Origin of the sequence: Tardiphaga sp. 768_D3_N2_1 (assembly GCF_052076105.1) — a bacterium.
Classification (GTDB): Bacteria; Pseudomonadota; Alphaproteobacteria; order Rhizobiales; family Xanthobacteraceae; genus Tardiphaga.
Genome location: NZ_CP197245.1, coordinates 4,126,643 through 4,139,049, shown reverse-complemented (window position 1 = coordinate 4,139,049; position 12,407 = coordinate 4,126,643). Strand labels below are relative to the sequence as shown.

Annotated in this window: 11 protein-coding genes and 1 pseudogene; all 12 read left to right on the top strand. The window is 60.3% G+C overall.

Going from position 1 to position 12,407, the window contains the following annotated elements:
- The first annotated feature begins 232 nt into the window (after positions 1-232).
- The 12 genes and pseudogenes from AB8A27_RS19435 to AB8A27_RS19380 all read left to right on the top strand — a co-directional run bounded on the left by AB8A27_RS19435 (position 233) and on the right by AB8A27_RS19380 (position 12,257).
- Positions 233-957: pseudogene (locus tag AB8A27_RS19435) on the top strand (aspartate/glutamate racemase family protein).
- A gap of 75 nt (positions 958-1,032) precedes the next feature.
- On the top strand, positions 1,033-1,893 hold the full coding sequence (locus tag AB8A27_RS19430; protein ID WP_441243325.1) for a VOC family protein: 861 nt from the start codon (positions 1,033-1,035) through the stop codon (positions 1,891-1,893).
- A complete protein-coding gene (locus AB8A27_RS19425; protein WP_441243324.1) occupies positions 1,893-3,014 on the top strand; it encodes a M14 family metallopeptidase in 1,122 nt (373 codons plus the stop codon). Before AB8A27_RS19430 ends, AB8A27_RS19425 begins: the two co-directional genes overlap by 1 nt.
- Before the next feature lie 21 nt (positions 3,015-3,035).
- On the top strand, positions 3,036-4,049 hold the full coding sequence (locus AB8A27_RS19420; RefSeq protein ID WP_441243323.1) for a quinone oxidoreductase family protein: 1,014 nt from the start codon (positions 3,036-3,038) through the stop codon (positions 4,047-4,049).
- Complete coding sequence (locus tag AB8A27_RS19415) at positions 4,046-4,471, top strand: PaaI family thioesterase (RefSeq protein WP_115030436.1); 426 nt, start codon at positions 4,046-4,048, stop codon at positions 4,469-4,471. Before AB8A27_RS19420 ends, AB8A27_RS19415 begins: the two co-directional genes overlap by 4 nt.
- 91 nt (positions 4,472-4,562) lie before the next feature.
- Positions 4,563-6,137: an ABC transporter substrate-binding protein gene (locus AB8A27_RS19410; RefSeq protein WP_441243322.1), complete on the top strand. Its 1,575-nt coding sequence runs from the start codon at positions 4,563-4,565 to the stop codon at positions 6,135-6,137.
- A 14-nt stretch (positions 6,138-6,151) separates the two neighbouring features.
- A complete protein-coding gene (locus AB8A27_RS19405; protein WP_441243321.1) occupies positions 6,152-7,120 on the top strand; it encodes an ABC transporter permease in 969 nt (322 codons plus the stop codon).
- Between the two features lie 3 nt (positions 7,121-7,123).
- On the top strand, positions 7,124-7,969 hold the full coding sequence (locus AB8A27_RS19400) for an ABC transporter permease (protein WP_441243320.1): 846 nt from the start codon (positions 7,124-7,126) through the stop codon (positions 7,967-7,969).
- A 1-nt stretch (position 7,970) separates the two neighbouring features.
- Positions 7,971-8,999, top strand: a complete 1,029-nt coding sequence (locus tag AB8A27_RS19395; protein WP_441243319.1) for an ABC transporter ATP-binding protein — start codon at positions 7,971-7,973, stop codon at positions 8,997-8,999.
- Entirely contained in the window at positions 8,977-9,966 is a 990-nt protein-coding gene (locus AB8A27_RS19390; protein ID WP_441243318.1) for an ABC transporter ATP-binding protein, read from the top strand. The genes AB8A27_RS19395 and AB8A27_RS19390 overlap by 23 nt, the downstream gene beginning before the upstream one ends.
- A gap of 24 nt (positions 9,967-9,990) precedes the next feature.
- Positions 9,991-11,499, top strand: a complete 1,509-nt coding sequence (locus AB8A27_RS19385) for a class I adenylate-forming enzyme family protein (protein ID WP_441243317.1) — start codon at positions 9,991-9,993, stop codon at positions 11,497-11,499.
- Positions 11,496-12,257, top strand: coding sequence for an SDR family NAD(P)-dependent oxidoreductase (locus tag AB8A27_RS19380; RefSeq protein WP_441243316.1), 762 nt, complete (start codon positions 11,496-11,498; stop codon positions 12,255-12,257). Before AB8A27_RS19385 ends, AB8A27_RS19380 begins: the two co-directional genes overlap by 4 nt.
- Positions 12,258-12,407: the final 150 nt, after the last annotated feature.

Here is a 12,407-nt window from a genome sequence, read left to right as displayed (position 1 = left end):
CGCGCAGCAAATCCCGATGCCTTCACGTCGCTGCATCATTCTGGTCTGTCAGGACTGAGTGAAGAAACGTTGATGCGGCGGAATGAAAAATTTGAAATCCTATTCCGCCGATCGATCGAACTATGAAGTTTCTTCTCAGGTAAACTGAGTATGATGACCGAGATCCGCAATCGGGTTGCGCGGTCCCAATGCTATCGTTCCCGTCAAGCACATCGACTGGACAGAACGAGCAATGGCAATGCGCACGATTGGTTTGATTGGCGGAATGAGCTGGGAAAGTACTGCGGTTTACTACCGTCGGCTGAATGAGCAGGTGCGAGCCGAATTCGGCGGGCTTCACTCCGCGGATATTCTGATGCGCTCGATCAATTTCGACGCGATTGTGAGCTTGCAGAAGCAAGGCGTTGGGACGAGGCCTGCCAGGTTCTTGCTGACATCGCCCGCGATCTGGAAGGAGGCGGTGCTGGCTGCATTCTGATCTGCACCAACACGATGCACAAACTTGCCGACGAAGTACAGCAAGCAGTGTCAATCCCGCTGCTTCATATTGCCGACGTGACGGGCGCTGCGGTGAAGGCCGCAGGGCTGCAGCGGCCCTTGCTTCTGGCAACGCGCTACACCATGGAGCAGGATTTCTACGTGACGCGATTGCGCGAAGGTTTCGGGCTCGATCCCGTCATTCCCGCCGCAGACGATCGCGCGTTTATTCACGACATCATCTTCGATGAACTATGCCAAGGCGTTGTTCGCGATGAATCGCGCCGCCTTTATCTTGATGCGATCGCACGCGGAAAAGCGCGTGGCGCCGATAGCGTGATCCTTGGATGCACGGAGATCTGCCTGCTGGTCGGCCCCGAGCACATCGATCTTCCGGTATTCGATTCAACGATTCTGCATGCGGATGCGGCGCTCGCCTTTTCAACGTCGAAAGAAGAGCCGCGACCACGTGCTGCATGACGCTGTTGTGATGGATGTCCGGATTGGCACCAATCTTGCTGAATTCACGAATTTGGGACGGAATGAGGTTTCTGTATGAGTGATACGCGTGCTGTCCAGCGTAAGATATCGCCTGTCCTCGATCACGTCGTCATCAACGTGATGGGCCAGCTCGATGAGGCTGCTGCACAATATGCTCGCCTCGGCTTTCAGCTGACGGAGCGCGGTCACCATACGCTCGGCTCCAGTAACAACCTTGCAATCTTTGGTACGAACTATCTCGAATTGCTCGGCTACCTGCCGGGGCGGGAGACGATGCGTGCCGATCTCTGGGCGCATCCGCCGGGATTGAGCGGGCTCGTTTTCAAATCTGTCGATGCCGATCTGGTTTATGCGACGCTGAAAGACAATGCGGTTCCCGTCCTGGAGCCAATGAGCTTTGCGCGGCCGGTCGAATTGCCGGGCGGCGCCCAAGATGCGCGTTTCAAGGTCATCCGCGTGGCGGGCGAGGAAGTGCAGAATGGGCGTACTTTCTTCTGCCATCACGATACGCCGGAACTGGTGTGGCGTCCCGAATGGCAGGCACATGCCAATGGTGCCACTGAAATTGTCGAATTTGTCATCGCCTCGCAGCAGCCGGCGCGAACTGCAGCGCTGTATGAGCGCATGTTTGGTGCGCCGCTGTTAACGCCGATAGCTGGCGGATTTTCGTTCAGTGCTGGTGGCGCGACGATTCTTGTGCTCGATCCTGCAGCCGTCGCGGATTGCTATGCCGGTGCGGCGTTGGTCAGCGAGGACGGCACAGACCGTATGGTCGCTCTGGTGTTCAAGGTGGCGTCGCTCGATACGCCGCGCGCCGTATTGGATGCGGCCGGCATTTCCTTCAAGCCCTATGTCGGCGGCATCATCGTGTCGCATGCCGACGCCGCCAATGTCGCTCTGGGGTTCACGGCGTGATGGCGATACTGCCCAACGATTTTACCAGAAGCTTCGCAATCGACTATGACGGCGCGCGCGCGAAGTTCCGCAGCACTGCGGATGACATCGGCGCCGCGTTGGCCACCTACACCCATCCGGCGCTGAAGGGCCCGAACGGCCAGGATCTATGCATCGACGTGGCGCGGCTTGGCGATCCGCGCGCAGCTTCGCAACTGGTGATCCTCAGCGGCACTCACGGCCTCGAAGGCCTCAGCGGTTCGGCGGCGCAGATCGGTTGGATGCAGAGCGATTTTGCGCGCGCCCTTCCGCGCGGCGTGTCGGTTCTTTTCGTCCACGCGATCAACCCCTACGGTTTTGCTTGGGGTACGCGGACTACGGAGAATAATGTCGATCTCAATCGCAACTTCATCGATTTCGCTGCTCCCCGCCCTGCCAATCCGGGTTATGCGAAGCTATATCCGCATCTCCTTCCGGAGGACTGGACGCCGGCAGCCCTGCAGATCTACGCCGACGCCGTGGAAGCCTTCAAGGACGCGCATGGCGACGACGGCCTGTTCGACACGCTGGCGCGCGGGCAGTACGATTATCCGAACGGTTCCAATTACGGCGGCGCCGGGCGCGAGTGGTCCAATCTGACTCTGGAGGGCATCGTTGCCGATCATCTCGGTGCGGCCGAGCGGGTCGGATTCATCGATTGGCATACAGGCATTGGTGATTTCGGCGAGTCCTTCTTCCTGTGCTTCAACACTGAAGGTGGCGCGCTTCATGCGGAAGCCGTGCGCTGGTGGGGCGAAGATCGGATCGTCGGTCAAAAGCCCAACAACTTTGCGCGGCCCAATTATCAGGGCCTTGTGTTTCACGGCATGACCAGATTTCTCGGCGCGCGGCCGATGGTCGGTGCTGTGATCGAATTCGGCACGCGCGGTACCAAGGTTCGTCGCGCCCTGCAGCTCGATCTCTGGCTGAAGTTCAAGGCCGAGAAAGACAGTGAGCGCGTTCGCATGCTGCGCGCAGACCTGCATGATTGTTTCGTCCCGGTGTCGTCGCACTGGCGTGAAGAGACCACAGAACAAGCCATTTCCATCACTCAACAGGCGGTAGAGGGGCTGGCAAGCTGGTCCCTCTCTGCCGCAGCCTGAACCAACGGAGCGAGATAGATCATGCGAGCAGTTGTCCTTCACGAACACGGCGATAACGATAAGCTGCAATTCACGGCGGATTATCCGACGCCGAAGGCCGGCGAGGGCGACGTTGTCATCCGCGTGCGGGCATCGTCGATCAACTATCACGATGTTTTCACCCGCCGTGGTATGCCCGGCATCAAGGTGCCGCTGCCTGTCATCATTGGGCTCGATGTGGTCGGTGAGATCACCGAACTTGGCGCTGGCGTCACCGGCTGGAACATTGGCGACCGCGTGTTGATCGATCCGGTCAACCGCGTCGAAGGCGGTCTGATGGGTGAGACCCAGGACGGCGGCCTCGCCGAATTCTGCCGCGCCAAGGCGCATCAGCTCGTCAAAATTCCGGAAGGCGTCAGCTTCGAGCAGGCTGCAGCTCTGCCGGTCGCCTATGGCACCGCAATTCGCATGATGAACACCATCGGACAGATCAAGGCCGGCGAGAAAGTCCTGATTCTTGGCGCCAGCGGCGGCGTCGGCGTGTGCTGTGTCCAGCTCGCCAAGCTGGCGGGCGCCTATGTGATCGCCTGTGCCGGCAACGAGGAGAAGGGCAAGCGCCTAACCGAACTCGGGGCGGATGAAATCATCCTCTACACCCAGTCCGACTTCATGAGGACGATCTATGAGCGTCACGGCAAGCCACATCGCCGGCGCTTTGTTGAAGGTGGCGGTGTCGATGTAGTCGTCAACTTCACCGGCGGCGATACCTGGGTGAAATCGCTGCGTTGCCTGAAGCTCGGAGGCCGCATTCTGACTTGCGGTGCGACTGCCGGCTACTCGCCCACTGAAGATCTTCGCTTTATCTGGACCTTCGAACTGGAGATCAAGGGCTCCAACGGCTGGGAACGTGACGACATCACCAAGCTGTTCGATCTCGTCGCAGCCAAGAAGCTGCAGGTGCTGATCGACAAGACCTATCCGCTGGAAGAAGCGAAGGAAGCGGTGCGCGTTATCGAGGATCGCGCGGTGTTCGGCAAAGTCGTGGTGACGCCATGAGCAAGCCCGACGTTAAGACGCTGACGGCTGCCGAGATCCAGCAGATGCTGGATGTTTCGCCGTTCAACCTGTTTCTCGGCCTCGAAGTCATCAAGGCCGATCCGGAAACCCAGGAAGTGACGATGCGCTCGCCGATGAAGCCGGAATTCGAGCGCAGGCCAGGCTCCAAGCAATGGCATGGCGGCGTCATTGCGTCGGTTATCGACACCGTCGGTGACTTTGCTGTCGGCATGATGGTCGGGCGCGGCCTTCCGACCGTGAACTTCCGGGTCGACTACCTGAAGCCGGCTGTCGATACCGCCCTGGTCGCGGTGTCGCGGGTGCGCCGAGCCGGCAAGAGCGTCGGCGTCGCCGACGTCGATGTATTTGACGAGAAGGGGGCGCTGCTCGCCATCGGCCGCGGCACCTATTCGACGCTTTAAGAAAGAATAATAGCAGGAGCGGGCGACGGGGCAGGCTCCTGTTTGCAACAAAGGAAGAACAATGAGCGGTTTTAGCAGACGTGATTTTCTGATGACGACAGCCGGCGCCGTTTTCGCGTCCGGCTTCGCCGGCTCTTCCAGTGCTGCAACGACCACGCCGAAGCGCGGTGGCACGCTGATCGGGACATGGGGTGGATTTGAGCCGCAATCGCTGTTCGTTCCAGCGGGCGGCGGCTCCAGTCCGTATTTCACGTCGACCAAAGTGTTCGAGCGGCTGATCCGCCTGACGGCTGATCTCAAATTCGAACCGGTGCTGGCTCTCGGAATCGAACCGGCAGAGGATTTCCGCAGCTACACGATCAAGCTACGTCCGAATGTCACCTGGCATGATGGCAAGCCGCTGACCGCGGACGACCTGGTCTTCAATGCGATCCAATACTGGAAGCCGATCTCCGCGGGCGTCACGCTCGATGCGCTGCTGACCGCGGAGGCCGTGGATCCGCTGACCGTGGTGCTGAAATTCAAGGTGCCGGTGCCGGAGTTCTTCCTGAAGTCGGTGCTGGCTGGCAAGGCCGGCCTCGTCATTCCCAAGCACATCTATGACGGGTCGAACATCATTACCAACCCGATCAACAACACGCCGATCGGCACCGGTCCTTTCAAGGTCAAGGAATGGGTGCGCGGCAGCCATGTCGAATATGTCCGCAATGACAGCTATTGGAATGCCGGCAAGCCCTATCTCGACAAGCTGGTGATCCGCTGGTGGCGAGATCCGGCGTCGCGGTCGGCCGCGTTCGAGGCCGGCCAACTCGATATCGGTACCTTCAATCCGATCCCTGCGCCGGACATCGCGCGTCTGACCGCCACCAAGAAGTTCGTGGCCGAGACCAAGGGTTATTCGAACTCGGCCTGGATCACGAGTGTCGAGTTCAATCAGCGTCGCGAGATCTTCAAGAAGCGCGAGGTGCGTCAGGCCTTGCTTCATGCGATCGACCGCAGCTTCATCGCGGATACGGTTTTCTTCGGTCGCGCACGTCCCTCGCTTGGCGCGCTCCACTTCTCGAATTCGATCTTCTTCACCAAGGACGTCCAGGATTATCCGTTCGACATCAAAAAGGCCGCGGCATTGCTCGATGCAGCCGGCTATCCGGTGAAATCCGGTTCGCGCTTCAAGATGAGCCTGGTGTCGGCCGGATGGTTCGAGGAAAACGTCAAGATCGGTCAGTATCTGAAGCAGGCCTTCGAGGATGTCGACATCACCGTCGATCTGGCGATCCCCGATCGTGCGACTTCGCTGAAACGCATCTACACCGATTATGACTACGACGTCGCGGTGTCGAACAATTCAGCCAGTATCGAGCCGATCCCGCAGACAACGCAATACTACACCACCGACGGCATCGTGAAGGGGGCCGCCTTCCGCAACGCCACCGGCTATTCCAATCCGAAGATGGACGAGACCGTCAGCAAGATGGCGATCGAAACCGATGAGAAGAAGCGCGTGTCTCTGGTGCATGAGTTCGACAAACTCGCGGCGAGCGACGCGCCCGTCCTGCCGATGGTCGACCTTGAACCCGTGACGATCGCTCGTTCAGATGTTCGCGATCATTCGTTGACGGCGGACTTCATGGGCGAAAGCTGGGCCGAGGTCTGGCTGGATCGCTGAGGCCGGAGGCGAACATGCGTCGCATCATCATCCGCAGACTGGCGCAGATCATCCCGTTGATCTTTGCGGTCATCGTGATGAACTTCGTGCTGATCCATCTTGCGCCGGGGAGTCTGTTCGACGTCATGACGTCCGAACAGCAGATCACCGACCCGAAGATGCTGGATCAGCTACGACACACCTACGGCGTTGATCAGCCGGTGTCAGTGCAGCTTGCCAAATATATCTGGTCGGTGATGCGGCTTGATCTCGGTTACTCCTACCGGCAGAACGCACCAGTGTTCGACGTCATCATGCAGCAGTTGCCGGCGACACTGATCCTGATGCTGGCGGCGATCGGGATCGCGCTGCTCGTCGGCGTGACAGCCGGTGTACTGGCATCGATCAAGGTCAATACGATCTGGGACAATTTGATCTCGCTCGGCGCGGTGTTCTTTTTTGCCGCGCCGAGCTTCTGGCTCGGCATCATGATGACGGTGATGTTCGCGGTGAAACTCGGCTGGTTTCCGGTCGGCGGCATGCGCACTATTGGTGTCGACGAAAGTGCCCTCGGCGCCGTGCTGGACGTCATGCATCACCTCGTCCTTCCCGCAACGGCACTCGGGCTGTTCTATGCCGCGACCTTCGCGCGCGTGATGCGAGCCTCAATGTTGGAGGTGGCCCGGCTGGATTTCGTGCGAACGGCGCGTGCCAAGGGCTTGTCGGGCGGCCGCGTGGTGCTGGCGCATGTGATGCGCAACGCGATGTTGCCGATCGTCACGCTGCTCGGATTGCAGCTTGGCACCATGCTTGGCGGCAGCGTCGTCATCGAAGCCGTCTTTAGCTGGCCTGGCATCGGCAGCCTGCTGTTCGACAGTGTGATGAGTCGCAATTTTCCGATGGTGCTTGGCGTGCTCGTCCTCGGTTCACTACTGGTCGCCGTCTGCAACGCCAGCGTCGATCTGCTGTACTTGCGGCTCGATCCCCGGATCAAGGCGAGGTAGGCCATGATGATATTGTTCTTCGACTTTGCCCGGCGTTTCGCCCGCAACCGCGCGGCGCTCGTCGGTCTGTTTCTCGTTCTGGTCGTCGTCGGTGTTGCTATTGCCACGCCATGGTGGTTCCCGCGTAACCCGCTTCGTATTGTCGGGCGGCCGGAGATCTGGCCCTTCATGTCGTCGCGTTATCCGCTCGGCACTGATTCTCTGGGCCGCGACATTGCAGCGATGATTGCCCACGGCGCCCGCACCACGCTCCTGATCGGTCTTTGCGCCAGCCTGACCGCCACAATCATCGGCATCACCGTTGGCGCCACTGCAGCCTATGTCGGCGGGTGGGTTGACGAGCTGCTGATGCGTCTGACTGAATTGTTCCAGACCATCCCGAACCTGATCTTTGTGCTGACCATCGTTTCGATCCTCGGGCAGAAGATCGAATATGTCACCATCGCTGTGGGTGTGGTGACCTGGACACCAATCGCGCGCATGACGCGCGCCGAATTCATGTCGCTGCGCGATCGTGAATTCGTGCAAGCGTGTCGCTCGATGGGCATGGGCAGTCTGCGCATCATGTTCGGGGAGATCCTGCCGAATGCATTGCCGCCGGTCATCGTGCTGTCGTCGCTGGTGATCGCCGGTGCCGTGTTGTTCGAGTCGGCAGTGGCGTTTCTCGGTCTTGGCGATCCCAACGTCACGAGCTGGGGCCAATTGATTGGTGACGGTCGCACCCTCATTCGCACCTCCTGGTACATCTGCGCAGTGCCTGGGTTGGCAATCATGTTGACAGTGCTTGCGCTCAATCTGGTGGGCGACGGGCTGAACGATGCGCTCAACCCCAAGCTTCGGGATCGCTGACATGGCCAATCCAGTCGTTGCGGATCAGATGCCGATTTTGTCGCTTCAGGATCTCTCGGTCTCGCTGTTCACGCGGCGCGGCGTCCTGCCTGCCGTGGATAAGCTGTCGCTGACGGTGTCGGCCGGCGAGACCCTGGCGATCGTCGGCGAGTCCGGCTGCGGCAAGTCGCTGACCGCACTGGCCATCATGCGGCTCTTGCCGTGGCCACCAGCCAAGATCGTCAGCGGTCAGGTGCGTTTCATGGGTCGTGATCTTGCGTCCCTGTCCGAGCGCGAGATGCAGCGCATTCGCGGCAAGGACATCTCGATGATCTTCCAGGATCCGATGACTTCACTTAATCCTGTTGTCACGGTGGGGGATCAGCTCGTCGAGGCAATCCGGCGGCATACTGATGTATCGCGCGCCGAAGCCCATAACCGTGCCATCGAGCTACTGCGCCGCGTCCGTATTCCCGATGCCGAACGCCGCCTCAACGACTATCCCCACCAGATGTCCGGCGGCATGAGCCAGCGCGTCATGATCGCCATGGCGATTGCCTGCGGGCCGAAACTCCTGATCGCCGATGAGCCGACTACAGCGCTCGACGTTACCATTCAGGCGCAGATCATCGAGCTGATGAAGGAGTTGCAGTCCAGTTCCGACATGGGGCTCATCATCATCACCCATGACCTCGGTGTCGTTGCCGAGATCGCTGACCGGGTGGCTGTGATGTATGCCGGTCGCAAGGTCGAGGATGCGCCAGTTGAAGCGCTGTTCGAGCGGCCGCTGCATCGCTACACGCGCGGACTGCTCGGCGCGACGCCAGCGGCGCAGCGCCGTCGTGGCAGCCGCCTGGTCGAAATCACCGGCAACGTGCCGGCTCTGTCCGATCTGCCGAAAGGCTGCGCCTTCCAGAACCGCTGTCCCGATGTATTCGACCGCTGCCGCGCCGAGCGACCGCAGTTGGCGCCGTTGTTGCCGCACCGTTCCGCCGCCTGTTTTGCTGCCGAGAAGGAGTTATCGCGCGATGCCGCTGCTATCGGTGCTTAGTCTCTGCGTCCAATATCAGAGCGCACAGGGCGTTGTGCGGGCGGTCGACGACGTGAGTTTCGACCTGGAGCCCGGCGAGACCGTGGGTCTGGTCGGGGAATCCGGTTGCGGCAAGTCCACGCTCGGCAAGGCGATCATGCGCCTGGTGCCGACGTCCGATGGACGCGTTTTCCTCGATGGTGACGATGTCACGCGGATGCAGGCAGGTGCGTTGAAGGCCTCGCGGAAATCGATGCAGATGATCTTCCAGGACCCCTATGGGTCTCTCAATCCGCGCCACGACGTTGGCACCATCGTAGGTCAGCCGCTCAGCGTGGCCGGTTGGTCGCGCCGCGACATCAAGGATCGTGTCATTGAATTGTTGGGGCAGGTGGGTCTGCCGGCCGACGCGGTGCGGCGCTACCCGCACGAGTTCTCTGGTGGCCAGCGTCAGCGTCTCGGTATTGCCCGAGCGCTTGCGCTTAAACCGAAGGTTATCATCTGTGATGAGCCGGTCTCGGCGCTGGACGTTTCGGTGCGCGCGCAGGTCATCAATCTGCTTGAGGACCTGCAGCAGGCGACGGGCGTGTCGTATCTGTTCATCTCGCACGACCTTTCGGTCGTCGAACATATTTCGGACCGGCTGATCGTGATGTATCTCGGTCGTATCGTCGAAACAGGGCGCAGCGAGGACGTCTGGGATAGGCCTGCGCATCCTTATACGGAGGCCTTGCTCGCCGCCGCGCCGATCGCCGATCCGCGTGCCGCGCGGAGCCATGCCCGCAGCGTGCTGCAGGGTGAGTTGCCAAGTCCGCTCAATCCGCCGCCGGGCTGTAGCTTCAGCACGCGCTGCCCCTATGCACAGGCGCTTTGCCGCGAAGAGCGACCGATGCTGCGCGATATCTCGGGTGGCCGCAGGGTGGCTTGTCACTACGATCTGCTCGAACAACCCGGGGCGCTGCCGCGTGTCGCACGAGTGGCCAATTGAGTTCTCAGAAGTGGAGCATTGCCAATGCGGTGGAATAATCTCGGCGACCTGATCGATCGCAGCGGTGACCTCGATCGGGAGGCGGTCATCGATCTGATCGATCCCGCGCATCCCAGGCACTATACGCACCGTCAGATCGACGAGATGGCAAATGGGGTTGCCAGGTATCTGGTCGATAACGGTTACAAGCGCGGCACACATGTCGCGATTCTGTCGTTTAACCGGGCCGAATACATCATGTGCTATTTCGGCATCATGCGCGCGGGATGCATCGCTGTTCCGGTCAATATCAAGGCTGCGCGCGACACGGTCGATTTTGTGATGGATGACGCGAAGATCGCGCTGGCCTTCGTCGACAATACCAACCGGCCGATGGTGCGCGACGGCATTCCGGTCATCAATTTCGACGACAACGGCCCTGAGGGCTTTTTCGCGACGATCAAACCCGCCTCGTTCACAGCGGTCGAAACCACGCGGGAGGAGGTCGGGCAGATGCTCTATACGTCCGGCTCCACCGGCCGGCCCAAAGGCGTACCGCTATCGCATTACGGCCAACTCTGGGCGATCTCGACACGGACCAGCGGCGCTCTTAACCAGGATGATCGCTATATCATCGCGCAGCCCCTGTTTCACATGAATGGCCTGTTCGCCATCAAGACGATCTTCGCTCAGAATGCGTCTGTGGTGGTGCTGCCGTCGTTCGAGACCCGCAGCTATATTGAGGCCATTGCCAAGTACAAAGTGACCGCCGCCACGGCCGTTCCCACCATGTGGGCCCGTGTCGTCAAGGAAACGGAATTGCTGGCGAAAAATGATATCACCTCGGTTCGTCGCCTGATGCTTGGATCGGCGCCCATGACCATGGGTCTGTGGGACAGGATCACGCAGGCGCTGCCCAACGTCGTGATGACAATGGGCTATGGTACCACGGAAGCAGGGCCGGCTGTATTCGGTCCGCATCCCGACAAGATTCCGACGCCGCCATTGGGGTTGGGGTATCCGATCCGTCTGGAAGACGTCCGGCTCGTCAACGGTACCGAGAATGAAGGCGTGCTGTTGATGCGCAATCCCGCGGTGCTGGATCATTATCACAATCTGCCGCAACAGACCGCCAAGGTGCTGACCGACGGCTGGTACTATAGCGGCGATGTGATGCGCCGCGATGCCAACGGCTTCTATTTCTTTGTCGGCCGTGCCGATGACATGTTCGTCTGCTCCGGCGAGAACATCTATCCGGGCGAAGTCGAGAAGCTGCTGGAACGTCACCCACAGGTCCAGCAGGCCGCGGTGGTGCCGTTGCCCGATGAAGAGCGTAGTCAGGTGCCGGTCGCCTTTATCGTCATGCGCCAGCAGCCCACGCCGAGTTTCGACGACATTCGTCAGTTTGCTATCGCCAACGGTCCAGCATACCAGCACCCGCGGCGGGTTGAGTTTGTCCACGAACTGCCCTGGGCGGGCACCAACAAGATCGATCGCAAGGCGCTGATCGATCGGGCGCGCAGCCTGGAAGCCAGTCACGGCTGGTCCGCATGAGCGGGCTCAAGGGAAAGATTGCGCTGGTCACTGGCGCAAGTCGGGGGATTGGACAGGCGATCGCACTTCGCCTGGCGAAGGACGGCGCAACCGTTGCGGTTCATTACAACGCGTCGTTTGATGCCGCGAATGCGACGTTGGCGGCCATCACCGCCGCTGGCGGCAATGCCTTTGCCATCAAGGCTGATCTCTCGGAACGCGGTGGCGCAGCTGCCTTGGCCGCGGATCTTGGTGCCGAACTGACCGAGCGTTATGGCAGTCCTGCATTCGACATTCTCGTCAACAATGCGGGCGTCGGAAAACGTGCTGTTATCGAGGATATTTCCGAGGACGACTTCGACCTTCTGCTGCAGACCAATCTGAAATCTCCGTTCTTTCTGATCAAGGCGTTGATGCCGCATCTGCGCAATGGCGGTCGTATCATCAATATATCGTCGATGGGAACGCGTTCGGCCTATCCGACCATGGCCGCTTACGCGCCGGCCAAAGCTGGTCTGGAAGCGCTGAGTCGGTTGCTGGCCGTTCATCTCGGCGGCCGGCAGATCACGGTGAATTCCGTGATGCCTGGTGCGACCGCGACCGACATGAACATCGTCGCGCGCGATCCGGTGGCTAGCCGCGCAGTGGCTGAGACAATCGCGCTCGGCCGGGTCGGGCAACCCGACGATATCGCAAGGGTCGTCGCCTTTCTCGCGTCGGACGAAGCGGGATGGGTCACTGGCCAGCAGATCGATGCCAGTGGTGGCCAGCGATTGTAAGAGGCCACGCGTTCAATCAACGAACTAATATCACGACACGCGGCGGCGAGTTCATCGCGTTGCGTTAGCGGGGGCGTCGCTTTTGACGCCAGCCTGCCGCTCGAATGCGCAGCGGTGACAATTGTTTATGCTCGCGAACTTTCAAATCTC

Coding starts and splice junctions, on each gene's coding strand:
- AB8A27_RS19395 (WP_441243319.1), top strand. CDS start 7,971: ATGGCCAATCCAGTCGTTGCGGATCAGATGCCGATTTTGTCGCTTCAG.
- AB8A27_RS19400 (WP_441243320.1), top strand. CDS start 7,124: ATGATGATATTGTTCTTCGACTTTGCCCGGCGTTTCGCCCGCAACCGC.
- AB8A27_RS19415 (WP_115030436.1), top strand. CDS start 4,046: ATGAGCAAGCCCGACGTTAAGACGCTGACGGCTGCCGAGATCCAGCAG.
- AB8A27_RS19390 (WP_441243318.1), top strand. CDS start 8,977: ATGCCGCTGCTATCGGTGCTTAGTCTCTGCGTCCAATATCAGAGCGCA.
- AB8A27_RS19380 (WP_441243316.1), top strand. CDS start 11,496: ATGAGCGGGCTCAAGGGAAAGATTGCGCTGGTCACTGGCGCAAGTCGG.
- AB8A27_RS19405 (WP_441243321.1), top strand. CDS start 6,152: ATGCGTCGCATCATCATCCGCAGACTGGCGCAGATCATCCCGTTGATC.
- AB8A27_RS19410 (WP_441243322.1), top strand. CDS start 4,563: ATGACGACAGCCGGCGCCGTTTTCGCGTCCGGCTTCGCCGGCTCTTCC.
- AB8A27_RS19430 (WP_441243325.1), top strand. CDS start 1,033: ATGAGTGATACGCGTGCTGTCCAGCGTAAGATATCGCCTGTCCTCGAT.
- AB8A27_RS19420 (WP_441243323.1), top strand. CDS start 3,036: ATGCGAGCAGTTGTCCTTCACGAACACGGCGATAACGATAAGCTGCAA.
- AB8A27_RS19385 (WP_441243317.1), top strand. CDS start 9,991: ATGCGGTGGAATAATCTCGGCGACCTGATCGATCGCAGCGGTGACCTC.
- AB8A27_RS19425 (WP_441243324.1), top strand. CDS start 1,893: ATGGCGATACTGCCCAACGATTTTACCAGAAGCTTCGCAATCGACTAT.